Source organism: Mycobacterium sp. 3519A (assembly GCF_900240945.1).
Classification (GTDB): Bacteria; Actinomycetota; Actinomycetes; order Mycobacteriales; family Mycobacteriaceae; genus Mycobacterium.
Map to the genome: position 1 here is coordinate 2476493 of NZ_OESG01000014.1, position 24819 is coordinate 2501311.

A 24819-nucleotide genomic window follows, 5' to 3' on the forward strand; every position below is an offset into this window, starting at 1 on the left:
CAGCCCAATCTAAGCAATGCCCCCGGCCCCGTCGCGGGGGCTACGTCCGGTTAACCGTGCGATCCGTCGTCGCCGTTGTTGCTGCCCTCGGATCCGCTGCCGGTGCCGCCCTTGCCGCCCTTGCCGTCGGCCGCGCCAAGACCGTCGTGGCCGCCGGTGCCGCCTGCGCCGCCGGTACCGGTTCCGGTGGTCGCCGTGCCGTTGCCGCCGGTGCCACCGGTGCCCGCGTGATAACCGTTGGCCCAGCTGGTGTTTCCGCCCTTGCCGCCGTCGCCGCCGGTCCCCGTGCCGTTCTCTGCGGTGCCGTGCCCGCCGTGTCCGCCGTTGCCGCCGTTCTGCATCAGCCCACTCGGGCCGCCCGAGCCGCCGCTGCCGCCGGTCGCGGTGCCGGTGCCGACGGCCGCGTTACCGCCTGAGCCGCCGTTGGCGCCCTGGCCGTCGATGCCGCCGATGCCTGCGTTGCCGCCCGCGCCGCCGGTCGCAGTGCCGTTCGTGGCCTCCGCACTGCCGCCACCACCGCCGTTGCCTGAGGTGCCGTTGAAGATGTTGCTTCCGCCGTTACCGCCGTTACCGCCGGTGGCGTTGCCGGTTTCCGTGGTCGCCGATCCGCCGAGACCACCGTCACCGCTGTCGCCTTCGATGCCGAGACCGCCGCCGTTACCGCCGTTTCCGCCCGTGGCGTCGCCGGTGGTGCTCGTCGCCGCGCCGCCCGCGCCGCCACCACCCGCCCAGCCGAACAGGGCGCCGGTGTTTCCGCCGTCACCGCCCGTGCCGCCGGTGGCCTGCCCTGCCTCGCTGGTGGCTTCACCGCCGGCGCCGCCAGTGCCACCTGTTCCGGTCCACACGCTGCTTCCGCCTGCGCCGCCCTGGCCGCCCTGCGCGGTCCCCGTGGTGCTGGTGGCCGTGCCGCCTGCCCCACCGTGACCGGCGTTGCCGAACACCAGGCCCGAGTTGGCGCCCTTGCCGCCGTCGCCCGCCACGACGTCACCGGTTTCGCTTGTCATGCTGGCGCCGGCGCCGCCTGATCCGCCGGTGCCGAAAAGGCCTACGCCGCCGCCGTTTCCGCCGCGTCCGTTGTTGACGCCCTCGACGCCGGCGCCGCCGTTACCGCCCTGGCCGAGCAGCAGGCCGCCGCGGCCGCCGTCTTGACCCGGTGCTCCGTCGGCGCCGCGCCCGATCAGCAGGCCGCCGTTCTCGCCGGGTTCCTCGCCATTGCTGATGTAGACCTTGACGGTCGCCTTCACCCACTTCTCGAACGGCGACTGGCCAGGCACCCAGCCCTTCTTGGGCGTGGCCGAAGGCACGGCCGCGGGCTGCACCTTCGGCCCGTCGGACGGCGACGCCGACGGTCCGACCACCGAGTTCACCCGCGGTGCGTTGTCACCGACGAACGACTTCGCGAAGTCGGGCAACCCGAACGTCGGCAACGAGAAGTTCTGCGGGTCGAAGCCGAAGTTCTGCGGATCCAACCCGAGATTCTGCGGTGCGAACGCGAAGACCTGTGTCGCGAACGCGGTGCCGGGCGACAGCGTCGGCGTCACGCAGTCCGGCGTGATGACCGGGCCTGTCCCACACGGCAGCGGGTCCGAAACAGTGGGGTCCGTGTTGGCGGCCGGAGCGGCAGGAGGTGGCGCCACGGGCGCGGGGGCCGCACCACCGCCGACACCGAGAGCGCCCGAGTCCGGTGCCTCGATCGGCTGGGCCACCGCGAACAACGGATTCGGGGTGGGGTTGGGCTCGACGGCTGCCGCCAAACCGAGCGTCGGGGCCGAGTGATCCGACGAATCGGTGGACTGTTGCAGCAGGTTGAACGCGCTGCCGCCGGCTGCCGCGAGCACGCCACCCGTCACGGCGGCGGCCGTGACCAGCGTCTTCTTGCCTGGCTTCGCATGCCTTGAGCGCTTGGCTCGCTGAACCATCCCCAATGCCCCTTCCGCGTCATCCCCGGCGGCGCCGAGACCTTTACTGGCTAACCGGCCTCTAGCGCCGAGCAACAATATAGTTAGCACAAAGAACCGCTGTTTGGGATGGTTATTCAGTCGTTTTTGATGGATTTCCCAAAACCGGGAGACCGTTTCGCTGTGGACGAGTCCAGGGCCCCGCCCCGAGACAAGCAGCAAACACAGCTGCAGTCGCGAGAAGGGCCAGTTGCTGTGCTCGTGCGGTGTGCTGTTCGACGGGCGATCGTGGCGGTGGTGTCCGACGGGCGGCACCGCCATCTTCTGGACTGTCGTCGGAGTCCGGGGAAGCCCTGTGCCGCAGGCTCGCTCGCGCTTTTCGGGATCGGTTTACCCTCGCGTCGAAACCTGCCGTACACAGGCATGTGCAACTGGTGTTCCGGTGGCGCCGCCTGGTCACCCGGCTGGAGATCGGCATTGCATCGCCGCAGGCTAGCCGATTCGCCGCTTCGCAAATTGGACTGGTTGTGATGTAAATCTCTGTCGTGACGCTTTCTCATATTGCCGTCGGGTTTCAGATCCGCGGTTATTAGAAGGCAAAATTGACGGCACCGGCAAATAGCTGATGGTTGATACAGCAACGTCAACTGCCACGGCTGCAGCGGCGCTCTGAAGTGGGTTTACCGATCTTGACCGCGCGGTTTGCCGTGGCCGCGTCCAGTTCCGCTCACGCCGAGCCGAATGCGGCTCGCCTTTCAGACTTCGCTGACCAGGAGTTTTCTGATGTGTCCGGATCCGGCCGCAGCGGCGTCGGTCGGCCAGGTTTGGCGGCGTGTCACACTCGGGGGCATGACGAACCGGTTTGAGGAGTGTTGTCGGCGCTGACCGCCGACCATCCGAATCCGATTCCGTCATTCCTGGAGCTCTACATGGTTTCCGCACAGCCTGCTGTGTTGCCGACTGCCGTCCCCGCCGTCTCCTCGCCGACTCGCCTGCGGCTGCCCGATCTGCTGCAAACGACCGACCGATACGCCGACGATGTGCTCTCCGGCCGCTACGACCACCTGCTGCCTGCGGGTGGGCCGCCCGTCGACGACCGCTGGTACACGCGGTTGCACGGCGACGACGAACTCGACGTCTGGCTGATCAGCTGGGTGCCGGACCGCTCGACCGAACTGCACGACCATGGCGGCTCGCTCGGCGCGCTGACGGTCCTCTCGGGCGCGTTGCGGGAAACGCGGTGGGATGGCGACCAGTTGCGTCGCAGGCGGCTTCGGGCGGGTGACCAGGCCGCCTTCCCGCTGGGTTGGGTGCATGACGTGGTGTGGGTGCCGGAGCGGGATCTGTCGGTGCCGGTCACGCCGACACTCAGTGTGCACGCGTATTCACCGCCGCTGACGGCGATGTCCTACTACGAAGTGAGCGAGCGAAATATGCTGCGCCGCAAGCGAACTGAACTGACGGACGCGCCGGAGGGATGATGAGCCGTATCGACAGGATTCTCGAAGACGCCCGCGCACGGCTACATCGACTGCCCGCGGACGAGGTGCCCGCCGCGCTCGAGCGGGGCGCTGTGCTCGTCGATATCCGTCCCGAGGCGCAGCGGCAGCGCGAGGGCGACGTGCCCGGCGCGCTGGTGATCGAGCGCAACGTGCTCGAGTGGCGATGCGATCCGACCAGCGACGCGCGGATCCCCGAGGCCGTCGGCGACGACGTCGAATGGGTGGTGCTGTGCTCGGAGGGCTACACCTCGAGCCTGGCCGCCGCCGCACTGCACGACCTGGGGCTGCGCCGATCCACCGACGTCATCGGCGGGTACCACGCGTTGAAGGCGGAAGGCCTTGTCTCTTAAGCATTCTCGTCGTTGGTCAGCAGCGGGCGGAGCTTTTCCGTCTTCTCCGGTGTCCACCCAGGCGGCTGCAGAATCATGGCCCACGCATTGGCGACGTCCTTGACGTAGACGTGGCCGTGGCCGTCGGGCACATCGACGGCCACCGCCATATCGGCGGACACCTGAAGGAACGTCACGATCGGCACCCACTCCATCCGAGGCGACAGGTCGTAGCCGCGCGGTTCTTTCAACCAATCCGGTTTGGCGAACATCAGATCGACGTTCCACCAGGCGATCGGATCAGAGGCGTGCTGCAGGTACACCACCCGCGGGTGGCCCCACGGATCGGCGGGTCTGCCCAGATTGTCGGCGCGCGCGGCGAAGCGCACGTTCTCACCTTTGTCGTAGATGGGCAGCCACATCGGTGACCCGGGATCGCGGTTGCGGGTGAGGTCTTCCCAGATCGTGTTGTTGAACGTCGGCCCGGAGAACAGCGCACCGTCGGTGCGGGCGATGAGGTTGTTGAGTGCCAGGAACGGCGCCTCGCCGCCGAACGAGCCGAGGCTCTCGCCGAACACGACGAGTTTCGGGCGCTTGCCCTCCGGCCGTTCCTTGACCAACGCATCGACGGCTTCGAACAGCGCCTGGCCTGCCTGCCGCGCGTTCTCCTTGTCGACCAGGAACGACAGCCAACTCGGTAGGAACGAGTACTGCATCGACACGATCGCGGTGTTGCCGTTGTACATGTACTCCAGCGCCGCGGCCTCCGCCTCGTTGATCCAGCCGGTGCCGGTGGTGGTGGCGACGGCCACGACCGCGCGGTCCAGACCGCCTTCGCGCCGCAGTTCCTCGGCGGCGAGCTTGGCGGTCGCCTCGATACCGTCGGCGGAATGCAGTCCGGCGTAGGCGCGGATCGGTTCAATCGCCGGCGCGCCGTTGAATTTGGTCAGCTCGTCGACCGTCGGGCCTGCGGACACGAACACCCGGCCCTGATGGCCGAGCGATTCCCAACTGGCCAACGACCCCGGACCGCCGGACCGCAGCCGCGACGTCGGCGCAGGGAAATCCGGATCGGTTTCGTCGTTGACGGCCGAGAACGTCTTGTTGATGGTGCTCATCGCGACGCGCGCGACCACGCCGTTGAGTAGTGCGATGGTCAACGCCAGCAACAACCCGACCACGACGACAGCCGAAACCCGCGGCGGCATAAAGCGATCCATCTTGAGGACCAGGAAGCGCACCGATCTGCCTATCAGCTGGCCGATTTCGACCAGCAGGAACAGCACGACGATCGACAAGACGGCGGTCAGCGGATAATCCCAGAAGCCGAGACGCGGTACGCCGTTGAGGTCACGCACGTCGTCCTGCCATCCGTGAAACCAGATGATCATCAGGAGCTGGCCGATGACACCGGCGATCACCAGCCCGATCCATGCCCACCGCGGTGCGGGCGGGCTGGTGTCCTTCGAGCGCATGTACCGAACCAGCCACACGCCGAATACGCCAAGGCCGTAGCCGATCGCACCGGCGGCGCCGCTGACGATGCCTTGGAACAGCGGCCCGCGAGGCAGCAGCGACGGCGTCAACGACAGCCAGATGAACGCCAGCCCAACGGTGGTGCCGGTGTAGGTGTAGTGCCGCACCCACCACGGCTTGCGGACCCGCTTCTCCTCGGGAGGAGCTTGTTCGGTCTTCTCCGCCGTGTCGGTCACGGACCGAAATTTACCGGTGCGTGAAGTTCGGGGGGCGTTTCTCGGTGAACGCGTTCATACCTTCGGTCTGGTCGTCGGTGGCAAACGCCGAGTGGAACACCCTGCGCTCGAAGAGCAATCCCTCCGCGAGGCTGGTCTCGAAGGCTCGGTTGACGGCCTCCTTGGCCATGCGTGACGCCGAGAGTGACATGCCCGCAATGGTCTTCGCGACCGCGTTCGCTTCCTCGAGCAGTTTGTCGGCGGGCACCACGCGCGACACCAGGCCGGCGCGTTCGGCCTCCTCGGCGTCCATGTTGCGTCCGGTCAGAATCAGGTCCATCGCCTTGGCTTTGCCGATCGCGCGGGTTAGCCGCTGTGAACCGCCCATGCCGGGCAGCACGCCGAGTTTGATCTCGGGCTGGCCGAATTTCGCGGTGTCCGCTGCGATCAACAGGTCGCACATCATCGCCAGTTCGCAACCGCCGCCGAGCGCGTAACCCGCCACCGCGGCGATGGTCGGGGTGCGGGTCGCGGCGAATTTGTTCCATGCCGCGAAGAAGTCGGACGAGAACACGTCGGCGAAAGTCAACCCGGCCATCTCTTTGATGTCCGCGCCGGCAGCGAACGCCCTGTCGCCGGACCCGGTGACGATGATCGCGCCGATGCCTTGGTCGCTGTCGAATTCCGCTGCGGCGGCGACGACTTCGCGCATCACCTGACTGTTCAGCGCGTTGAGCGCCTTCGGCCGGTTCAACGTGATGGTGCCGACGCGGTCGTCGCGGCTGACCAAGATCGTCTCGTAGTTCGTCATGTGAACTCCAGTTCGCGGTCGGCCGGCGCGAAATAAGCCTCGACGTCGGCGGTGGTGACGGCCGCCAACGAGGCAGGCGACCACTTCGGGTTGCGGTCCTTGTCGATGACCTGTGCCCGGATGCCCTCTACTAGATCATGTGAGCGCGCCGCTCCGCACGACGTCCGATACTCCTGGCGCAACACGTCTTCGAGCGTGTCGAGCTTGGCGGCGCGGCGGATGGCCTGCAACGTCACGGACACCGAGATGGGGGACCGGCTGGCGATCAGGTCGGCGGCCTCGGCGCCTGCGTCATGGCCGCGCAGCGCCGCGATGATGTCCTCGGGGGTGTCGCCCGCATAGCACTGGTCGATCCAGTCCTGCTGTGCCAGTAGCTGACTCGGCGGCGGGTCCTGGGCATAGGCGGTGAGCGCGGCGTCGACGCCGTCTGCGATGATCGCGCCCTTGAAGTCGAGCAGTTTGTCGTGCGGCACGAAATGGTCGGCGAAGCCGAGCGCGATCGCGTCGGCGCCGTCGAAGTTCGTGCCCGTCAGTGCGGCGTGCAGGCCGAGTTCACCGGGCGCGCGCGAGAGGATGAACGTGCCGCCCACGTCGGGGATGAGGCCGATGCCCACTTCGGGCATGGCCATCTTGGTGGTGTCGGTGACGACGCGGACGCTGCCGTGCGCGCTGATTCCGACGCCGCCGCCCATCACGATGCCGTCCATCAGCGCGACGTACGGCTTGCGGTAGCGGCCGATGTGCGCGTTGAGCAGGTACTCGTCGTACCAGAACTGCCGCGCCTCTGCGCCGTCGGCGCGCACGCTGTGGTAGATCGCCACGATGTCGCCGCCCGCGCAGAGGCCGCGTTCACCGGCGCCGGACACCACGACCGCGCGAACGGCGTCGTCGTGTTCCCACTCGGTGAGCACTTTCGACATGGTGAGGGCCATCGCATGGGTCAGCGAGTTGATCACCCTGGGGCGGTTGAGGGTGATCAGGCCGACGCCGTTCTCGACAGTTACTAGGAGGTCCTCGTTTTCCGCCACGATTACGCAATCTAGATCGTCACCCGTCCTGCGCCCGCGCCGGGTAGGGTTTCCTGTGAACTAGCTGGGAGGTTCTTCCGGGAACCAGCACCAGGTGGTTGAACGTTGAGAGTGTGTTCGCCAATTAGTCGAACCACAGCACAGGAGAGGAACCGACGGTGCGGGAGACCAGCAACCCGGTATTTCGTTCCCTGCCTAAGACGCAGGGCGGTTATGCGCAGTTCGGTACCGGAGCCGCCGGCTACGGTGCACAGGCGGTACACGCCGATCCGTACGCGGGCGCGTACCCGGAGCAGCGGCAGGCAGGCGTTGCTCGGCCGCTGACCATCGATGACGTCGTCACCAAGACCGGCATCACGCTCGGCGTGCTGGCGGTTGCCGCGGTCGCGTCGTACTTCTTGGCGGCGCAGAACCTCGCGCTCGCGATGCCTCTCATGATGGTGGGGTTGATCGGCGGCATGGTGCTGCTGCTCATCGCGATCTTCGGTCGCAAGCAGGACAACCCGGGCATCGTGTTGAGCTACGCCGTCTGTGAGGGCTTGGTCGTCGGCGCCTTCTCGTTCGTGGTCGCCAACTTGATGGTGTCGGGCATCAGCGCGGGCGCGCTGATCAGCCAGGCCATCGTGGGCACCTTCGGCGTGTTCTTCGGCATGCTCGTCGTCTACAAGACCGGCGCCATCCGCGTGACGCCGAAGTTCACCCGCTTCCTGGTGGCCGCCGGCTTCGGCGCCGTCGTGCTGATGCTGGTGAACCTGGTGATCGGGCTGTTCACCCACAGCGCGGGCCCGCTGCGCGACGGTGGCCCGATGGCGATCCTGTTCTCGCTCTTGATGATCGGCCTCGCGGCGTTCTTCTTCCTTTCGGACTTCGACCAGGCCGACCAGGCGATCCGTGCGGGTGCGCCGGAGAAAGCGGCATGGGGCATCGCGCTCGGCCTGACCGTCACGCTGGTCTGGCTGTACCTGGAGGTTCTGCGGCTGTTGTCCTACTTCAACAGCAGCAACTAGCTACCCAACGAGAGAAGGGGCGTCCACGAATGTGGGCGCCCTTTTTCATTGACTCTGTGCTCAGGGCGCGACTTGTCCACAGTTTCGCGCCGTGGACGCAGAGTGAACGATCGCTGTCGCCTCGAACTGACACTCTGCCGCCATGGGGGAGTTGCAGCAGCCATTCATAGGAAGCGAAGCGTTGGCGTCTGGCGTCCTGACGCGCGACCAGTTGCGCCGGTATTACCGCGCTCATATGCCGAATGTCTATTTCGACAAGCGAATAACGCCGACGTTTCGGCAGCGCACAGTCGCGGCATATCTGTGGTCGCGGCGCCAGGCGGTGGTCTCGGGGCTCGCCGCATCGTCGATCCACGGTGCGAAGTGGATCGACGACGATTCACCCGTCGAGTTGATCTGGGATAACGCGCGCTCACCTCGCGGCGTCATCACGCGCGATGCGCTGGTCTTCACCGAGGAACTCCAACACCTCAATGGGTTGCAGGTGACGACGCCCGCGCGCACCGCTTTCGACCTTGGCCGCACCGGACGTCTCGATGACGCGGTCGCCCGCTTGGACGCGCTGGCTCAGGCGACCGACGTCAAAGTTCCCGATATCGAACAGGTGGCTGCCCGGCATCGCCACACCCGCGGTCTGCGTCAACTCGAGGTCGCGCTGGACCTCATGGACGCTGGCGCGGAGTCATTGCAGGAAACCTGGTTGCGGCTATTGGTAATTCGCGCTGGGTATCCGCGACCACGGACACAGATTCCGGTGCTGAGCCCCGACGGCCATCGATGGTATCGCCTCGACATGGGGTGGGAAAACATCATGCTGGCGCTGGAGTACGACGGCGACCACCATCGGACTACGCGCAGTCGATACGCATATGAAATCGAACGTGCCGAGGACCTGCACGCATTGGGTTGGACCGTGGTCAAAGCGGCTGCGCGACACCAGAGCGCGAATGTGTTGCGCCGGCTAGAACGGACGTGGCACTCGTTGACTCTGCGTTGAGGGCGTCTCGCGCGGCGTTTTCTGCACCCTCAGCGCAGAGTCAACGTGTGGAACGCTAGCTGAGCCGCTCGATGATCATCGCCATGCCCTGGCCGCCGCCGACGCACATGGTCTCCAGACCGAACTGCTTGTCGTGCGTCTGCAGATTGTTCAGCAGCGTGGCGGTGATCCGCGCACCGGTCATGCCGAACGGGTGACCCAGCGCGATCGCGCCGCCCGACACGTTCAGCTTGTCGAGATCCATGCCCAACTCGCGGGCCGAGCCGAGCACCTGCACGGCGAACGCCTCATTGATTTCGTAGAGGTCGAGGTCGTCGATGGTCATTCCAGCGTTGGCCAACGCCTTGCGCGTCGCCTCGATCGGACCGAGCCCCATGATCTCCGGCGACAACCCCGACACCCCGGTCGACACGATGCGGGCCAACGGCGTCAACCCCAACTCGCGGGCCTTGGTATCCGACATCACCACCACCGCGGCGGCGCCGTCGTTCAGCGGACACGCATTGCCCGCGGTGATCGTCCCGTTCGGCCGGAACACCGGCTTCAATTGCGACACCGCCTCGTACGTGGTGCCCCCGCGCGGCCCGTCGTCCTTGCTCACCGTCGACCCGTCGGGCAGCGTCACCGGCACGATCTCGCGCTCGAAGAAGCCGCTCTTGATGGCCTCCTCGGCGCGATTCTGACTGCGCACACCCCAGTGGTCCTGCTCTTCGCGGCTGATGCCGGTGTACAGCGCGACGTTCTCCGCGGTCTGGCCCATCGCGATGTAGACGTCGGGTAGCAGACCGTCGGCACGCGGATCATGCCACTCCTCTGCGCCCGCCGACGCCTGCGCCGAACGCTGCTCGGCGTCGGCGAACAACGGGTTGTGCGAATCCGGCCAGCCGTCCGAGGTGCCCTTCGGAAAACGCGAAACCGTCTCGACGCCAGCCGAAACGAACGCGCTGCCCTCGCCGGCCTTGATCGCGTGGAAGGCCATCCGGGTGGTCTGCAGCGACGACGAGCAATACCGGTTCACCGTGGTGCCCGGCAGGAAGTCATAGCCCAGTTCGACGGCCACCGCGCGACCGATGTTGAAGCCGGCCTCGCCGCCGGGTTGGCCGCAGCCCATCATCAGGTCGTCGATGTCCCGGGGATCGAGCGCAGGCACCTTGTCCAGCGCGGCGCGCACCATCTGCGCAGCCAGATCGTCGGGCCGCATCTCGACCAGTGAACCTTTACCGGCGCGGCCGATCGGCGAACGCGCGGTCGAAACGATGACGGCTTCAGTCATGGCGGCTCCTCGTTATCGAGTGGATAACCAGAAACCTAGCTGGCCGAGACCACGATGGGTGCGGGGACCCCGGTCGAGCGACGCCACAGCCTGCCGATGCTGCCCACCCTGGCCAGCAGCGAACCGTGCCCCGCGGAGCGCGCTGGCAGCGCGTCGTCGGCCACCGGGTGCCCCAACGCGTTTCCGAGCGCAGGCAGCAACTGCTTGGCCGCCAACGCGTATCCCGCGGCCGACGGGTGAAACATGTCGTGGGAGAACAAAACTTCGGGCTTCTTGCGGAATTCGGGCGCGAGCAGATCCGAGAACGGAACCGGCACACCGCCTGCCGACCGGACTTCCGCGGCCTGCGCACGGGCCAGCCGCAATCCGCGACTACGAGCCACCCAGCGCAGCGGTTGTGGAATCGCGGTGATCACGCCGAAGTCCGGGCAGGTGCCGACCACCACGACGGCGCCGCTGGCACGCAGTCGCCGCACGGCCCGGCCCACCCGCCGGGCGGACGGTCCGATGCCGTTCGGCTTGGTGATGTCGTTCGCTCCGATCATGATGACGGCCGCATCCGGCGGCGGGCCCGCCACGAACATCGCGTCGATCTGCCCCTGCAGACCCTTCGACGTCGCGCCGACGATCGCTTTTGTGCTCAGCCTCACACGCTTGCCGGATTGCTCCGCCAGCCCGCGCGCAAGCAGCACACCAGGCAGCTCGTCGGGGTGCTGGCAACCGTAGCCGGCGGCGGTGGAGTCGCCGAAGACCATCAGATGCATGTCGAACGGGACGCCGCGGTGCCAGCGCTCGACTTCTCCGCCGCCGCGTTCGTACACGCCGTCGGCGCGCGGCGGGATGTCCCACGACTTGGGTATGACGCGTCGCGCCTGGTCGGCCTGCCCGGTCAGCAGGTTACGGGCCCCGATGTAAGCGGAGCCCGTCGATGCGAGTCCGGCCGCCGCCGCCAGGGCGATGGTCGATCGACGCCCCACACGAATGCGCACGGGAACAAGTTTAGGTGCGAATTGCCGGGCTATCCCGCGTGGCGGACGGGATCAGCGATCACATTGCGGTATCAACTGCGGTATCGATTTTGACAAGTTGATTGTTTGAATGGTTATAGGGTGTCAAGCTAACGGTGTTGGGTTAGCTCAGTTAATGCTGGCACACCCCGGCACTACGAAGGCGTAGGAGTGGTGGCGATGACGGCACCGAGTAAGGTAGCGCGGACGACGCATACTGGCATCAGCCCAGGTAAAGTCCGCAAACCGCGCAAGTTCCCAGTCAGCGACGGGGCGCCCGTAGAGATCGTCGAAGACGGTCCAAGTCTGGCGGGACGGCTCACAGCACTAGCAGCTCTGCTAACTATTCGGCCGACGCTAGCAATCGGCAGCTATGCGCCACGGCTTCCGTGGCCATGGGGGTTGGTCGATTTCGCGGCCCGCGTGATGCGGCCTGCTCCCGGCACCGTCCGCGCCACGATTTCTTTGCCCGACTGCACCGCGCAGCTGGTCCGCGCCGCAGGCGTACTTCCCGCCGACGGCAAGCGAAGCGTGATCCTGTACATGCACGGCGGTGCATTTCTGACCTGTGGCGTGAACTCGCACGGCCGGCTGGTGACCGCGTTGTCGAAATACGCCGACAGCCCGGTGCTCGTCGTCAACTACCGGATGATCCCGAAGCACTCCGTCGGGATGGCGCTCGACGACTGCTACGAGGCCTACAAGTGGCTGCGGCTGCGAGGCTACGAGCCCGATCAGATCGTGCTGGCCGGCGACTCCGCCGGCGGTTATCTGGCGCTGGCGCTGGCCGAGCGGCTACAGCAGGAGGGGCTGGCCAGCGAAACGCCCGCGGCCATCGTGACCATGTCGCCGTTGTTCGAGATCGACAACGAGACGCGGGCCAATCATCCGAACATCCGCACCGATGCGATGTTCCCGCCCAAGGCCTTTCACGCGCTCGTCGAGCTCATCGAGGAAGCGGCCGAACGGCACGTCGTCGACGGCAAGCCCGAAGAGGTCTACGAACCCCTCGACCACATCGAGCCCGGGCTTCCGCGCACGCTGATTCATGTGTCGGGCTCCGAGGTTCTGGTCAGCGACGCCCGCAAGGCCGCCCACATGCTGGCAGCAGCGGGTGTGCCCGTGGAGGTGCGGGTGTGGCCGGGACAGATGCACGTCTTCCAGTTGGCCGCGCCGATGGTTTCCGAGGCCAGCCGGTCGCTGAAGCAGATCGGCGACTACATCCGAGAGGCCACCTGGTAGCCGATCGACGGGCCTGAGACCATGGTCTTATGCGCATAGCCCGGCACGTCAGTGAGCTCATCGGCAATACCCCTCTGGTACAGCTGAACTCCGTTGTGCCCGGCGGCGCCGGCACCGTCGCAGCCAAGATCGAGTACCTCAACCCCGGCGGCAGCGCCAAGGACCGCATCGCGGTGAAGATGATCGACGCCGCCGAAGCCAGTGGCGAACTCAAGCCGGGCGGCACGATCGTCGAACCGACCTCCGGTAACACCGGTGTCGGGCTGGCGCTCGTCGCCCAACAGCGCGGCTACAAATGCATCTTCGTCTGCCCTGACAAGGTCAGCGAGGACAAGCGGAACGTGTTGCGCGCCTACGGCGCCGACGTCGTGGTGTGCCCGACGGCGGTGCCGCCCGACCACCCCGACAGCTACTACAGCGTGTCCAACCGGCTCGTCGAGGAGATCGACGGCGCGTGGAAACCCGACCAGTACTCCAACCCGATGGGGCCGGCCAGCCACTACGAGACGACCGGACCGGAAATCTGGGCCGACACCGACGGCAAGGTCACCCACTTCGTCGCCGGCGTCGGGACCGGCGGCACCATCACCGGCGCCGGCCGCTACCTCAAGGAGGTGTCCGGTGGGAAGGTGCGCGTCGTCGGCGTCGACCCGGAGGGGTCGGTGTATTCCGGCGGCACCGGCAGGCCATATCTGGTGGAGGGCGTCGGCGAGGACTTCTGGCCGTCGGCATACGACCCGACGGTGCCCGACGAAATCATCGCGGTGTCCGACGCGGACTCGTTCGAGATGACCCGCAGGCTCGCGCGCGAGGAGGCGCTTCTGGTCGGCGGCTCGTGCGGCATGGCTGTCGTCGCCGCGATCAAGGTGGCTGAAGCGGCCGGCCCCGACGCCCTGGTGGTGGTGCTGCTGCCCGACGGCGGAAGAGGTTACCTGTCAAAGGTTTTCAACGACGCATGGATGTCGTCCTACGGTTTTCTGCGCACTCGTCTGGACGGTTCGGTCGAGGAGTCGACCGTCGGCGACGTGCTGCGGGGCAAGTCGGGAGCGCTGCCGGATCTGGTGCACACCCATCCACAGGAGACGGTTCGCGACGCGGTGAGCATCCTGCGCGAGTACGGCGTTTCGCAGATGCCGGTTGTCGGCGCCGAACCGCCGGTGATGGCTGGGGAGGTCGCGGGCAGCGTGTCGGAGCGCGAACTGCTCTCCGCGGTGTTCGAGGGCCGCGCGAAACTCGCCGACGCCGTCTCGCAACACATGAGTCCGCCGCTGCCGTTGATCGGCGCAGGCGAACTCGTTAGCACGGCGGCCAAGACGTTGCGTGAATGCGATGCGGTGATGGTGGTGGAAGAGGGCAAACCTGTCGGGGTGCTCACCCGCCACGATTTACTCGGGTTTCTGTCCGACGGCAACACCCGTCGGTAGCGGTCCAAGATCAACTTCCGGGGAGAAAGCCCTGTTATCGGGAAATTCTCAGGTTACTGTAGGCACGCTCGGTGCCAGCTAATTCCCACTGGAAGGCGTCCATGACCGATCAACCGCCACCGCCCCCTGGTAACTATCCGCCACCGCCGCCGCCCGGTGGGTATCCGCCGCCGCCTCCGCCTCAGGGTGGTGGCTATCCGCCTCCGCCGCCAAGCGGTGGCTACCAAGGCCCTCCGCCGCAAGCCGCGACGGCCTATCCGCCACCCGCCGCCGCAGGACCGGCACTGCCCAAGGAGGCCTACACGCCGTGGGGCACTCGCGTCGTGGCGTGGTTGATCGACTTCATTCCGCTGGCGATTCTCGAGGGCATCGGATGGGGGCTGCTGCTGGGCACCCAGGAAACCGCATGCATCACCGACACTTCCGAATACGACCTCGGTGAGTTCTGCGCGACGGGCGCCTCGACGCTCGGCCAGATCTCGATCATCATCACGGGGATCATCGCGCTGGCCTACTGGGTCTGGAATCTGGGTTACCGGCAGGGCACCACTGGCTCGAGCATCGGCAAGTCGATCATGAAGTTCAAGATCGTCAACGAAAAGACCGGACAGCCAGTCGGTTTCGGCATGTCCTTCGTGCGCGAGGTGCTCTACTGGTTGGCCGCCGGGCTGTGCTTTGGCATCCTGTGGCTAGTGGCGGTTCTGTTCCCGCTCTGGGATGTCAAGCGGCAGACGCTGGTTGACAAGATCCTCAACCACGTTGCACTGCCGATCTAGAGCGAATGCCAGAAGGTACTCATGACTGATCAGCCACCTCCCCCCGACGGGGAGCCCCCTCTCTTTTTTACACTTCACGCTCCCCTCCATCTTTCCCGCCCTCTGGTCGTCTGGTTGTCCCTTTGCACTCCCGCTCGAGCGCGAAGGCCAGAGGGCCCTCATGACGGCCCAGCCCCCCCCGCCGGGCGGCTACCCACCGCCGCCCCCGCCAGGGGGTTACCCACCACCCGGCGGCTATCCGCCGCCGCCTCCACCGGGCGGCTATCCGCCGCCACCTGGAGGCGGCTATCCGCCGCCGCCTCCACCGGGTGGCTATCCGCCGCCGCCTGGGCCCGGCGGTTATCCGCCGCCACCGGGGCCCCCACCCGGCGGTTATCCGCCGCCACCTCCGCCCGGCGGCTACGCTGCTGCGCCCACTCCCGGCGGCGGCTACCAGACGCCTGGCTACGGCACCCAGCCGGAGTTGAACATCGGTGAGGGCTTCTCGTGGGCGTGGAACAAGTTCACCCAGAACGCGGTTCCGCTCATCGTCTCGGCGCTGATTTTCGGCGTGATCGTCAGCGTGGTCTACGGAATCGTCTACGGCCTGGCGTTCGCGCTCGCTCCGTCCAGCGTGAGCACATACGACACATCCGGAAACGGGTTCGAATACTCGACGAGTGCGTCGTTCGGCCTCGCGAGCATTCTCGTCCTCATCGTCGGCTCGCTGCTGTTGTTGGTGCTCATCGCCGCCCTCGAATCGGCGTACCTCGGCGGAATACTCGACATCGCCAACGGCCAACCCGTGACGATCGGGTCATTCCTCAAGCCCCGCAACGTCGGCAACGTCATTGTGGCGACGCTGATCATCGGCATCGCCGCTTCGATCGGCTACGCGCTGTGCGTCATCCCGGGTCTCGCGGTGGCACTGTTGACCTTCTTCGCGGTGATCGCACTGCTCGATCGCAACCTGTCTGCGGTCGACGCGATCAAGACGAGCTACGAAGTGGTGAAGGCCAACCTCGTGCCGACGCTGCTCGTGTTGTTGTCGTGTGCAGCCATCGGAGTCGTCGGCGCGCTGGTGTGCTTCGTCGGCTTGTTCGTCGCCATTCCGGTGGCGGCGCTGTTGCAGGTGTACGCGTGGCGTCGGCTCACCGGCGGACAGATCGCGGCGCTCAACCCGCAGCCACTGCCACCAGGACCGCAGCAGCAGTTCGGCCCTCCCGCGCAGTAGCGGTTCGCCGGAAGGCCTGCAAAGGCAGCGCCTTCCGGCGAATGGCGAATGCGCGCCTTGACCGCCATGACCGAAGACCCGCCGCTCGCGTCGCTGCCCTTGCAGGCAGCAGCCTTCACGCCCTGGTTCACCCGGGTGGTGGCCTTCGTCATCGACTGGGCGCCGATCGGTCTGGTCTGGTCGGTGCCCTTCCTGGTGATGCTCGCCGCCGGCGACACGCAGTGCATCAGCAGTGTCTACTTCGGTGCCGGGGACCCAAACTGTTCGTCAGGCGCGCACCAGTTCTGGACCGGCTTTCTCGGTTTCGCACTGCTGCTCGTCGTCGCCTATCCGCTGTGGAACAACGGCTACCGGCAGGGCACGACGGGTCAGAGCGTCGGCAAGTCGCTGATGAGATTCCAGGTTGTCAGCGAAAAGGATTGGCAGCCAATCGGTTTCTGGCGATCAGTGTTACGGCAGCTCGCCCACAACATCGACGTAGCGGTCTGCTACCTCGGCTACCTGCTGCCGCTGGTGGACAAGAAGCGGCAGACCATCGCCGACAAGATCATGGGCACCGTCTGCGTTCCGGTGGTCCCGGCGCTCACCGGAACGCGCTGACACCGGTCAGCGCCTCGCCGATGACCAACTGATGCACCTCCGACGTGCCCTCATAGGTCAGCACGGACTCCAGGTTGTTGGCGTGCCGGATGACCGGGTATTCCAGCGTGATTCCGTTGGCGCCCAATAGGGTTCGACACTCTCGCGCGATCTTGATCGCCTCACGGACATTGTTGAGCTTGCCGAAGCTGACCTGTTCGGGGCGGATCCTGCCGTCGTCTTTGAGCCTGCCGAGATGCAGCGCCAGCAACTGCGCCTTGCCGAGTTCCACCGCCATGTCGGCGATCTTGGCTTGCGTCAGTTGGTATCCCGCGAGGGGCTTGTCGAACACCTCGCGGGTGCCGACGTAGTCCAGCGTCGTCTGCAGGCAGTCACGCGCAGCGCCAACGCTGCCGAACACGATGCCGAACCGAGCCTCCGACAGACAGCTCAGCGGACCTTTCAGACCCGACGCCTCCGGCAACTGGGCGTCGGCGGGCAGTCGGACGTCGTCGAAATGCAGTTCTGAGGTGATCGAGGCGCGCAGGGACAGCTTGTGTGTCATCTCCCGCGTCGAGAAGCCGGGCGTGTCTGCGGGCACGAGGAATCCGATGATGCCCTCTTTCGACCTGGCCCACACGACCGCGACGTCGGCCATCGATCCGTTGGTGATCCACATCTTCGAGCCGTTGAGGATCCAGTCCGATCCGTCGCGACGGGCGGTGGTGCGCATGCCCGCGGGGTTGGAGCCGAAATCCGGTTCGGTCAACCCGAAACAGCCGATGACGTCGCCGGTGGCCATCGCGGGCAGCCACTGGGTGCGCTGTTCCTCACTGCCCCAGCGGTGGATGGCGAACATCGCCAGCGAGCCCTGCACCGACACCAGGCTGCGCAGCCCCGAATCGACCGCCTCCAGTTCCTGGCACACCAGCCCGTAGGCCGTCGCCGTCGACCCGCCGCAGCCGTATCCGGTCAGGTGCATTCCCAGCACGCCCAGCTTGCCGAGGTCGGAGGCCAGCTCGCGAACGGGGACGGAACCCGCCTCGAACCAGTCCGCGACATGCGGACGTAACCGCTGCTCGCCGAACCTGCGCACGGTCTGCCGCAACTCGATGTCCTCGGGTGTCAGCAGCGAGTCGAGGTCGAGCAGGTCTTCAACGCGGGTAGCCATGGTCCATGTTTACACCGCGTGCCTTGTTGCCTTTGGCACGACCGAAAACTCGGGTATCCGAATACGCTATGCCGTCCCCTTGCACTGGCAGACAATGTTTGCCGGGGAGGGGAGGTAGTTGTGACCGTGCCAGTTGAACGTTGCGACGTCTGCGTCGTTGGCGCCGGCATCGCCGGGCTGAACGCGTTGTTCGTCGCCAGTCAATACCTGTCCAGCGATCAGAGAGTGATCCTGGTGGACCGTCGGGCGCGCGTGGGCGGAATGTGGGTCGACACGTACCCGTACGTGAGGCTGCATCAGCCGCATCCGATGTTCACCGCGGGAAACATCGGATGGACTCTCGGGGCCAAACCCGCGCACCTGGCGACCAAAGCCGAGGTGCTCGACCACTTCGCCCGCTGCGTCGACGTGATCAAGCAGCGGGCGCGCGTCGACGAGTTCTTCGGCTGGACAGTCGAGTCCCACGACGAGGCCGACGGAGTGGTGCGTGTCGCGTGCAAGGCGGCCGACGGCCGCCCTGCGGTGATCGAAGCCAAGCGGTTGATCAAGGCCCACGGGTTCGACATATCGCCGAACAAGCCGCTCGAGTTGTCCAGCGAGCGCGTGATCTCGGTCTCGCCCGACTACTGCGACATGCGATGCGACGAGATGCGCGCCAGTGACGCCCCGGTGTGGATCATCGGCGGCGGTAAGACGGCGATGGACACCGCGCACGCGTTGATCACCGAATATCCGGGCCGCGAGGTGAATTTGGTGGCAGGTTCCGGCACGTACTTCATGAGCCGGGACCGGCTGCTTCCGACCGGCGTCAGGCGGTATTGGGCGGGCACCTCCTTCGGCAAGCTCGGGCTGGAGATGGCCCGCCACTTCGACGGAACCAACGAGATGGCCGTCAAGCAATGGTTCCGCGACACCTACGGCACGTGGTTGACCCCCGAGACGGGCAACTTCCTCGCGGGTCTGCTGTCTGAGTCGGAGAACCGGACCATCGCGGCGGGCCTCAACGACGTAATCATGGACCACCTCGTCGACGCGGTCGACCGCAACGGCGACACCGATCTGGTCCTGCGGAGCGGCGCGACCAAGACCATCCAACCGGGCAGCTGGATCGTGAACTGTACGGGTTACCTCAACTACGACGACACGAAGGTCTACGAGCCGTATGTCTCGTCGAGCGGCGCGGTGCTGTCCATTCAGCCGCGGTCCGTGACGCTCCAGTTGACCTCGCTGATGGGCTATTTCATGACGCACCTGCTGATGCTGGACAAGATCACCGACATTCCGCTGTACGAACTCGATGCGATGGATCTGCGGCGCAAATCGAATGCGGCATTCGGCTTCACGCTTTTCACGCTTGCGATGTACAACATGGGCCTCATCGCCGGAGGAATCCCGAGGAAGGCGCTGACCGACTGCGGGGTCGATCCGAGCCATTGGTATCCGCTGCCGCGACGGTTGATCGACGTGGCGCAGTTCATGCTCGCGGGCCGTCGTGAGCGCGAGCGGCAACAGCGCACCCTCGACACCGTGCGGGAACGGTTCGGTGTCCGATGCGGGCCGCTGCCTATTACTTAGGATGCGCGGCGAACCACTCCAGCAGGAGGTCGGCCGTCTTGTCGGCGGCTTCGTCGAGGATCCAGTGCGAAACGCCCTCGAGGACTTCGAATCGACAGTCGGCCCGCACATAGTCGCGTGTGAGACGCGCACCCTTCTCCAGTAGGGCGATGTCGCCGTCACTCCAGATCAGCATCGACGGCACCGTGACCGGCCGACTGGCGTCGCGTGGCGTGCTCAGCGGGATCGCGCGATACCAGTTGAGTGCGGCCGTGAGCGCCCCGGGCTCCCTCATGGCCGTCGCCTCGGCTTCCGCCAGCTCGCGAGCGTGCTCTGCGCGATCCTTCACCATGCCGCTGAGCCCGAATGTCCGTTGCGTCTGCGACAAGTACCACTCAGGTATTCGCGGCAGTTGGAAGAACAGCATGTACCACGAGGCAAGTGCCTGCCGGCTCGTCACGATCGCCTTGTAGAACGCGCCCGGGTGGGGCACCGACAGCGACGTCACGGTGAGGAGGCGATCGGGATAGCGCTGCGCGACCCGCCACGCGATGGCACCGCCCCAATCGTGACCCACGACGTGCACCCGGTGGGCGCCGCTGGCGTCGATGAGGGTCTTGATGTCGCCGGCGAGCTCGTCGGCGCGGTAATCCCGCCGGCGGGTCGGCCGTGCACCCGGTGAGTAGCCGCGTTGTCGAGGGGCCAGACACCGGTACCCCGCGGCGGTCAGCTCAGGGGTGATGCGCCGCCACATGATGTGCTGGTTCGGGAAGCCGTGCAGCAGGATCACCACCGGCCCGTCCGCAGGGCCGTCGTCAATCACGTCGAACACCAGATCGCCACGGCGGAACTGTTCCATCGGCCAACGGTATCGCCGGAAAACGCATCGTTAGGCTGATCGACGATGCACAAATACAAGGGCTTGGCCACCAAAGCGATCCACGCCGGTTTCCGACCCGATCCGGGCACCGGCGCCGTCAACGCACCGATCTACGCAAGCTCGACGTTCGCACAGGACGGCGTCGGCGGGCTCCGCGGCGGGTTCGAGTACGCCCGCACCGGCAACCCGACACGCGCCGCGCTCGAGGCGTCGCTGGCAGCGGTCGAGGAAGCGACGTTCGGCCGCGCGTTCTCCTCGGGGATGGCCGCCACCGACTGCGCGCTGCGCGCGGTGCTGCGGCCAGGTGACCACGTGGTCATTCCCGACGACGCCTACGGTGGCACGTTCCGGCTGATCGACAAGGTGTTCACGCAGTGGGGGATCGGCTACACCGCGGTGGCGCTGTCGGATCTCGACGCGGTCCGCGCGGCCATCACCCCGCAAACCCGGCTGATCTGGGTGGAGACGCCCACCAACCCGCTGCTGTCGATCGGCGACATCGCCGGCATCGCCCAACTGGCCGCCTCGTCGGACGTCAAGGTGTTGGTGGACAACACTTTCGCTTCGCCCGCACTGCAGCAGCCGCTGACCCTCGGGGCCGACATCGTGCTGCACTCGACCACGAAGTACATCGGCGGACACTCCGACGTAGTGGGCGGTGCGCTGCTGACCAACGACGAGGAACTCGACACCGCGTTCGCGTTCCTGCAGAACGGCGCGGGCGGGGTGCCAGGCCCGTTTGATGCGTACCTGACCATGCGTGGGCTCAAGACCTTGGTGTTGCGGATGCGTCAGCACAGCGAAAACGCCACGGCCGTCGCCGAATTCCTGGCCAACCACCCCGCAATCGACACCGTCCTGTACCCCGGACTGCCCAGCCACCCCGGCCACGATGTCGCCAAGCGTCAGATGAGCGCATTCGGCGGCATGGTGTCGGTGCGGATGGCGGGTGGACCGCAGGCGGCGCACGACTTCTGTTCGAAGACAGAGGTTTTCATCCTCGCCGAATCGCTGGGCGGCGTCGAGTCGCTGATCGAGTATCCCGGCGCGATGACGCACGCGTCGACGGCCGGCTCGCAGCTGGAGGTGCCCGACGATCTGGTGCGGCTCTCGGTCGGTATCGAGGACCCCGCCGACCTGCTTGCCGATCTGGAGCAGGCGCTGGCCTGAAAGAGGTTTGCACCGGCGATCGCCCGGCTATCTGATGCCGAGTGACGGTCGAAACGAAGGCCCCCGCCAAGCTCAAGCGCGACATCACCGGTCCGCTGCTGTTCCTGTTCATCCTCGGCGACGTGCTCGGCGCGGGCATCTACGCGCTGATCGGGGTGCTGGCCCAAAAGGCGGGCGGGGCATTGTGGTTACCGCTGCTGCTCGCGCTGCTGCTGGCCCTGTTGACCGCGGGCTCGTACGCCGAGCTGGTCACCAAGTACCCGAAGGCAGGCGGCTCCGCTGTCTTCGCCGAGCGGGCGTTCGGCTCCCCGCTGGTGTCCTTCCTCGTTGGCTTCAGCATGCTGGCGGCCGGGGTGACGAGCGCCGCCGGTCTGTCGCTGGCGTTCTCGGGTGAGTACCTCGCGACGTTCGTCGACGTTCCGGTGACCGCGGCCGCCGTGGCGTTCCTCGCGCTGGTGGCGTGCCTGAACGCCCGGGGCATCAAAGAGTCGGTGAAGAGCAACGTGGTCATGACCGTGATCGAGTTCAGCGGTCTTCTCATCGTGGTCGGTGTCGTCGCGGTGATGGTCGGCCGCGGCGACGGGGACCTGTCGCGGATCGGGCAGTTTCCCCCGGATGTGGCCCCGCCGCTGGCCGTGCTCAGCGGTGCCATCGTCGCCTACTACTCCTTTGTGGGCTTCGAGACGTCGGCGAACGTCGTCGAGGAGATCCGCGATCCCAGCCGCGTGTACCCGAAGGCGTTGTTCGGCGCGCTCGGCACCGCCGGCGCGGTCTACGTGCTCGTCGGACTGGCCAGTGCGATCGCGCTGCCCCCTGACGAACTGGCCGAGTCGTCGGGGCCGTTGCTCGCCGTCGTGCAAGCGTCGAAGGTCGGCATTCCGGATTGGCTCTTCAGTTTCATCGCGCTGATCGCCGTCGCCAACGGTGCCCTGCTGACCATGATCATGTCGAGCAGGCTCACCTATGGCATGGCCGAACAGGGCCTGCTGCCCGCCGCGCTGGGCAGGGTGCTGCCCAACCGGCGAACACCGTGGGCGGCGATTCTGGCGACGACCGCGGTGGCGATGGTGCTGACCGCCGTCGGCGACCTGTCCACCCTGGCCGAAACCGTGGTGCTGCTACTGCTTTTCGTCTTCCTGTCCACGAACATCGCCGTGCTGGTGTTGCGTCGCGACACCGTCGAGCACGAGCACTTCCGCGTGTGGCGCGTCGTCCCGGTGTTGGGTGTGGCGTCGTGCATCCTGCTGCTCACCCAGCAGCGCGCCATGGTGTGGCTGTTCGCGGCGATTCTGCTCGCGGTCGGCGCCGTCCTGCACGGCGTCGCGAGGTGGGCGGGCAATCGTTAGCTGAGCGCCCCGCGCACGGCCGACGCGGTGATCGCCAGATTCACTTCGGGCATCGCGGTCGGGTATTCGTCGACCCAACTGCCCATGGCGATTTCACCGGCCCGCGCGTGCACCCACCGCCAGCCGCGGTCGTTGAGGCTCAGCAGCGCGCCGAGGCCGTCGATGGCGTGCAACAGCGAGATGATCGCCGCCGTCGGTGGTGCTGGCGGCCGTCGGTCGAACAACGCGGCCAGCAGCGCCGAGCGCGCCCGGGCGACCCTTTCCCTGTTGGTCAGCGGCCAGGCGTACGGATGGCTGAACCGCTTGGAGTTCAACCGAACCCGGCGGATCTGGCCGGTGTACTCCAGATAGCTGGCCAGGTTTTCCTCGGTGTGCTTGGCCAGCCGTTTGACGGCCGTGGCGGGGCGCAGCGGCCGTCGCTGCAGCAGTTCGAATGCCGGTGCGACGACGGGGTCCATCGGGCCGGGCGCCCCGAGCGCCACCAGCTTGCCTGTTTCGATGGGTTCTTCGGCCATCGCGGGCCGGACCCGGCACGCATGCGCCAGGTCCAGCAGCACCGCGCCTGCGAGCACCCGCTCACGTCGCGGGCGCTCGAGACCCGGCTGCGCGGACGCGTTGTCCAGCAACAGCAAGAACAGGTCTTCGGCGATCTGCGCCATAGTCCGGACTGTAAACCGGACCGCGGCCGAGCCGCGAATCAGGCCGCCGCGGCTGAGCCGCGAATCAGGAGTGGTAGGGCTCCGCGCTGACCAGGGTGACCTTGACGGTGTTGCCGTTGGGCACCTGGTAGCTGCGCGTCTCGCCGACCTTCGCGTCGATCAGCGCGCCGCCGAGCGGCGAGTTCGGCGAGTACACCTCGAGCTTGCCGTCGGACACGCCCTCCTGGCGGGTGGCGATCAGGAACGTCTCGGTGTCGTTCTTGTCGTCGTCGTAGTAGACCTTGACCACGGAGCCGGGCAGTGCCACGCCGGACTGCTTCGGGGCCTCGCCCACCTTGGCGTTGTTCAGCAGCTCCTGCAGCTGGCGGATCCGGGCCTCCTGCTGGCCCTGCTCCTCGCGGGCGGCGTGATAGCCGCCGTTCTCGCGCAGATCGCCCTCTTCACGGCGGTCGTTGATCTCGGCTGCGATGATCGGACGGTTGGCGATCAGCTGATCGAGCTCTGCCTTCAGCCGGTCGTACGCCTCCTGCGTCAGCCAGGTGACCTGGGTGTCGGTCATATCGTCGCGCTCCCCTCGTCGTTGCTCTCGCGCGTATTCGCGTAAGAAGTCTCGTGTCTACGGCGCCGGGAGCTGTCTGCGTGTATTGCCGCTCACCTCAACGCCTAATCCGAGCACCAAAAGCAGCAATACACGGTCCCAGCAGGAACCGTGTATCGGACTATTCTAGCACCGCCGGGACAACCGATTTTCACGTTCTTGCTGTTCGCTGTTTGTTGCGCCGGCCGGTGTCGGTTGATCTAGGAGGCCACCAGGTACGACGGCACATCGGTGCCGCATCCGTACACATCGCCGACGACGGGTGGCTTGCTGGTCTTGACGATCGTGGTCACCTGGACGGTTTTCTGCGCCGCCGGCGCGACCAGCACTTCCCGCCTGCCGGTTTCGCTGCCGTCGATCGACCTGGCCCGAACGATGCACGCGACCGGCCGGGATGGGTCGTCCCGGGTGACCGTGATGGTCACCTGCACGGTCTGGTCGTCGATGAGCTGATAGCCGCCCAATTCGCCCTTGACCTCGCCGGTACCGAGCCGCTGCGATGCAATCACGGCGATCCCAACCCCCACCGCGAGCACGACGATGCCCAGCCCGATGGCGATCCAGCGGCGTTTGCCACCGGACACCCGCTGCCGGCCGTAACGGGCCGTGGGACGTTCGATCATGTCGTTTTGCATGCCCGTCGCTCGGATAGATCTACTAGGAC

Annotated in this window: 23 protein-coding genes; 12 read left to right on the plus strand and 11 right to left on the minus strand. The window is 66.5% G+C overall.

Annotated features, from left to right (window positions below):
• Nucleotides 1-50: 50 nt before the first annotated feature.
• Complete coding sequence (locus tag C1A30_RS33230; RefSeq protein ID WP_101952437.1) at nucleotides 51-1919, minus strand: hypothetical protein; 1869 nt, start codon at nucleotides 1917-1919, stop codon at nucleotides 51-53.
• Nucleotides 1920-2827: 908 nt separating this feature from the next.
• Here C1A30_RS33230 and C1A30_RS33235 point away from each other — a divergent pair.
• On the plus strand, nucleotides 2828-3379 hold the full coding sequence (locus tag C1A30_RS33235; protein WP_101953067.1) for a cysteine dioxygenase family protein: 552 nt from the start codon (nucleotides 2828-2830) through the stop codon (nucleotides 3377-3379).
• Entirely contained in the window at nucleotides 3379-3750 is a 372-nt protein-coding gene (locus C1A30_RS33240; RefSeq protein WP_200828496.1) for a rhodanese-like domain-containing protein, read from the plus strand. The genes C1A30_RS33235 and C1A30_RS33240 overlap by 1 nt, the downstream gene beginning before the upstream one ends.
• On the opposite strand, the gene C1A30_RS33245 is transcribed toward C1A30_RS33240, so the two are convergent.
• Genes C1A30_RS33245 through C1A30_RS33255 form a run of 3 tightly spaced genes read right to left on the minus strand, consistent with a single transcriptional unit; the run spans nucleotide 3747 to nucleotide 7259 of the window.
• Complete coding sequence (locus tag C1A30_RS33245) at nucleotides 3747-5441, minus strand: alpha/beta-hydrolase family protein (protein ID WP_101952439.1); 1695 nt, start codon at nucleotides 5439-5441, stop codon at nucleotides 3747-3749. The genes C1A30_RS33240 and C1A30_RS33245 overlap by 4 nt on opposite strands.
• A 10-nt stretch (nucleotides 5442-5451) precedes the next feature.
• Complete coding sequence (locus tag C1A30_RS33250) at nucleotides 5452-6231, minus strand: enoyl-CoA hydratase (protein WP_101952440.1); 780 nt, start codon at nucleotides 6229-6231, stop codon at nucleotides 5452-5454.
• Complete coding sequence (locus C1A30_RS33255) at nucleotides 6228-7259, minus strand: enoyl-CoA hydratase/isomerase family protein (protein WP_101952441.1); 1032 nt, start codon at nucleotides 7257-7259, stop codon at nucleotides 6228-6230. The genes C1A30_RS33250 and C1A30_RS33255 overlap by 4 nt, the downstream gene beginning before the upstream one ends.
• 158 nt (nucleotides 7260-7417) lie before the next feature.
• Here C1A30_RS33255 and C1A30_RS33260 point away from each other — a divergent pair, with 158 nt between their 5' ends.
• On the plus strand, nucleotides 7418-8266 hold the full coding sequence (locus C1A30_RS33260) for a Bax inhibitor-1/YccA family protein (protein ID WP_101952442.1): 849 nt from the start codon (nucleotides 7418-7420) through the stop codon (nucleotides 8264-8266).
• Nucleotides 8267-8408: 142 nt separating this feature from the next.
• Nucleotides 8409-9263, plus strand: coding sequence for a hypothetical protein (locus C1A30_RS33265; RefSeq protein WP_101952443.1), 855 nt, complete (start codon nucleotides 8409-8411; stop codon nucleotides 9261-9263).
• Between the two features lie 55 nt (nucleotides 9264-9318).
• Here the strand turns inward: C1A30_RS33265 and C1A30_RS33270 are convergent, their stop codons facing one another.
• Both C1A30_RS33270 and C1A30_RS33275 read right to left on the minus strand, forming a co-directional pair.
• The gene (locus C1A30_RS33270; protein WP_101952444.1) at nucleotides 9319-10536 is read right to left on the minus strand and encodes an acetyl-CoA C-acetyltransferase; all 1218 of its coding nucleotides are present in this window, start codon (nucleotides 10534-10536) and stop codon (nucleotides 9319-9321) included.
• 35 nt (nucleotides 10537-10571) lie between these two features.
• The gene (locus C1A30_RS33275) at nucleotides 10572-11525 is read right to left on the minus strand and encodes an SGNH/GDSL hydrolase family protein (protein WP_101952445.1); all 954 of its coding nucleotides are present in this window, start codon (nucleotides 11523-11525) and stop codon (nucleotides 10572-10574) included.
• Nucleotides 11526-11723: 198 nt separating this feature from the next.
• On the opposite strand from C1A30_RS33275, the gene C1A30_RS33280 reads away from it, so the two are divergent.
• The 5 genes from C1A30_RS33280 to C1A30_RS33300 all read left to right on the plus strand — a co-directional run bounded on the left by C1A30_RS33280 (nucleotide 11724) and on the right by C1A30_RS33300 (nucleotide 16798).
• On the plus strand, nucleotides 11724-12785 hold the full coding sequence (locus C1A30_RS33280) for an alpha/beta hydrolase (RefSeq protein WP_101953068.1): 1062 nt from the start codon (nucleotides 11724-11726) through the stop codon (nucleotides 12783-12785).
• A gap of 29 nt (nucleotides 12786-12814) precedes the next feature.
• Nucleotides 12815-14209, plus strand: a complete 1395-nt coding sequence (locus C1A30_RS33285) for a cystathionine beta-synthase (protein WP_101952446.1) — start codon at nucleotides 12815-12817, stop codon at nucleotides 14207-14209.
• A 101-nt stretch (nucleotides 14210-14310) separates the two neighbouring features.
• Nucleotides 14311-14985 carry an RDD family protein gene (locus tag C1A30_RS33290; protein WP_101952447.1) on the plus strand — a complete coding sequence of 225 codons (675 nt, stop codon included), beginning with the start codon at nucleotides 14311-14313 and terminating at the stop codon, nucleotides 14983-14985.
• Nucleotides 14986-15145: 160 nt separating this feature from the next.
• The gene (locus tag C1A30_RS33295; protein WP_101952448.1) at nucleotides 15146-16198 is read left to right on the plus strand and encodes a hypothetical protein; all 1053 of its coding nucleotides are present in this window, start codon (nucleotides 15146-15148) and stop codon (nucleotides 16196-16198) included.
• A gap of 66 nt (nucleotides 16199-16264) precedes the next feature.
• Entirely contained in the window at nucleotides 16265-16798 is a 534-nt protein-coding gene (locus tag C1A30_RS33300; RefSeq protein WP_101953069.1) for an RDD family protein, read from the plus strand.
• Here C1A30_RS33300 and C1A30_RS33305 read toward each other — a convergent pair.
• The gene (locus tag C1A30_RS33305) at nucleotides 16782-17948 is read right to left on the minus strand and encodes an acyl-CoA dehydrogenase family protein (protein WP_101952449.1); all 1167 of its coding nucleotides are present in this window, start codon (nucleotides 17946-17948) and stop codon (nucleotides 16782-16784) included. The two genes, C1A30_RS33300 and C1A30_RS33305, sit on opposite strands and share 17 nt — an antisense overlap.
• A 120-nt stretch (nucleotides 17949-18068) precedes the next feature.
• Between C1A30_RS33305 and C1A30_RS33310 the strand changes: the two genes are divergently transcribed.
• A complete protein-coding gene (locus C1A30_RS33310) occupies nucleotides 18069-19523 on the plus strand; it encodes an FAD-dependent oxidoreductase (protein WP_101952450.1) in 1455 nt (484 codons plus the stop codon).
• Here the strand turns inward: C1A30_RS33310 and C1A30_RS33315 are convergent.
• Nucleotides 19516-20361 (minus strand): alpha/beta fold hydrolase, encoded by an 846-nt coding sequence (locus C1A30_RS33315; protein ID WP_101952451.1) that lies wholly within the window; start codon nucleotides 20359-20361, stop codon nucleotides 19516-19518. The genes C1A30_RS33310 and C1A30_RS33315 overlap by 8 nt on opposite strands.
• Before the next feature lie 45 nt (nucleotides 20362-20406).
• On the opposite strand from C1A30_RS33315, the gene C1A30_RS33320 reads away from it, so the two are divergent.
• Together C1A30_RS33320 and C1A30_RS33325 are read left to right on the plus strand one after the other, a co-directional pair.
• Nucleotides 20407-21552, plus strand: a complete 1146-nt coding sequence (locus tag C1A30_RS33320; protein WP_101952452.1) for a cystathionine gamma-synthase — start codon at nucleotides 20407-20409, stop codon at nucleotides 21550-21552.
• Between the two features lie 41 nt (nucleotides 21553-21593).
• Complete coding sequence (locus C1A30_RS33325; RefSeq protein ID WP_101952453.1) at nucleotides 21594-22898, plus strand: APC family permease; 1305 nt, start codon at nucleotides 21594-21596, stop codon at nucleotides 22896-22898.
• Here C1A30_RS33325 and C1A30_RS33330 read toward each other — a convergent pair.
• The 3 genes from C1A30_RS33330 to C1A30_RS33340 all read right to left on the minus strand — a co-directional run bounded on the left by C1A30_RS33330 (nucleotide 22895) and on the right by C1A30_RS33340 (nucleotide 24778).
• On the minus strand, nucleotides 22895-23557 hold the full coding sequence (locus C1A30_RS33330; RefSeq protein ID WP_101952454.1) for a GPP34 family phosphoprotein: 663 nt from the start codon (nucleotides 23555-23557) through the stop codon (nucleotides 22895-22897). The two genes, C1A30_RS33325 and C1A30_RS33330, sit on opposite strands and share 4 nt — an antisense overlap.
• A gap of 64 nt (nucleotides 23558-23621) precedes the next feature.
• Nucleotides 23622-24116, minus strand: coding sequence for a transcription elongation factor GreA (gene greA / locus C1A30_RS33335; protein WP_101952455.1), 495 nt, complete (start codon nucleotides 24114-24116; stop codon nucleotides 23622-23624).
• Between the two features lie 239 nt (nucleotides 24117-24355).
• Entirely contained in the window at nucleotides 24356-24778 is a 423-nt protein-coding gene (locus C1A30_RS33340) for a DUF4307 domain-containing protein (protein WP_101953070.1), read from the minus strand.
• Nucleotides 24779-24819 lie beyond the last annotated feature (41 nt).

Excerpts from the sequence above, each read along its gene's own strand:
- C1A30_RS33305 (WP_101952449.1), bottom strand. The coding sequence starts at position 17,948 with ATGGCTACCCGCGTTGAAGACCTGCTCGACCTCGACTCGCTGCTGACA.
- C1A30_RS33300 (WP_101953069.1), top strand. The coding sequence starts at position 16,265 with ATGACCGAAGACCCGCCGCTCGCGTCGCTGCCCTTGCAGGCAGCAGCC.
- C1A30_RS33250 (WP_101952440.1), bottom strand. The coding sequence starts at position 6,231 with ATGACGAACTACGAGACGATCTTGGTCAGCCGCGACGACCGCGTCGGC.
- C1A30_RS33340 (WP_101953070.1), bottom strand. The coding sequence starts at position 24,778 with ATGATCGAACGTCCCACGGCCCGTTACGGCCGGCAGCGGGTGTCCGGT.
- C1A30_RS33230 (WP_101952437.1), bottom strand. The coding sequence starts at position 1,919 with ATGGTTCAGCGAGCCAAGCGCTCAAGGCATGCGAAGCCAGGCAAGAAG.
- C1A30_RS33265 (WP_101952443.1), top strand. The coding sequence starts at position 8,409 with ATGGGGGAGTTGCAGCAGCCATTCATAGGAAGCGAAGCGTTGGCGTCT.
- C1A30_RS33320 (WP_101952452.1), top strand. The coding sequence starts at position 20,407 with ATGCACAAATACAAGGGCTTGGCCACCAAAGCGATCCACGCCGGTTTC.
- C1A30_RS33270 (WP_101952444.1), bottom strand. The coding sequence starts at position 10,536 with ATGACTGAAGCCGTCATCGTTTCGACCGCGCGTTCGCCGATCGGCCGC.
- C1A30_RS33295 (WP_101952448.1), top strand. The coding sequence starts at position 15,146 with ATGACGGCCCAGCCCCCCCCGCCGGGCGGCTACCCACCGCCGCCCCCG.
- C1A30_RS33290 (WP_101952447.1), top strand. The coding sequence starts at position 14,311 with ATGACCGATCAACCGCCACCGCCCCCTGGTAACTATCCGCCACCGCCG.
- C1A30_RS33285 (WP_101952446.1), top strand. The coding sequence starts at position 12,815 with ATGCGCATAGCCCGGCACGTCAGTGAGCTCATCGGCAATACCCCTCTG.
- C1A30_RS33235 (WP_101953067.1), top strand. The coding sequence starts at position 2,828 with ATGGTTTCCGCACAGCCTGCTGTGTTGCCGACTGCCGTCCCCGCCGTC.
- C1A30_RS33315 (WP_101952451.1), bottom strand. The coding sequence starts at position 20,361 with ATGGAACAGTTCCGCCGTGGCGATCTGGTGTTCGACGTGATTGACGAC.
- greA (WP_101952455.1), bottom strand. The coding sequence starts at position 24,116 with ATGACCGACACCCAGGTCACCTGGCTGACGCAGGAGGCGTACGACCGG.
- C1A30_RS33330 (WP_101952454.1), bottom strand. The coding sequence starts at position 23,557 with ATGGCGCAGATCGCCGAAGACCTGTTCTTGCTGTTGCTGGACAACGCG.
- C1A30_RS33280 (WP_101953068.1), top strand. The coding sequence starts at position 11,724 with ATGACGGCACCGAGTAAGGTAGCGCGGACGACGCATACTGGCATCAGC.
- C1A30_RS33240 (WP_200828496.1), top strand. The coding sequence starts at position 3,379 with ATGAGCCGTATCGACAGGATTCTCGAAGACGCCCGCGCACGGCTACAT.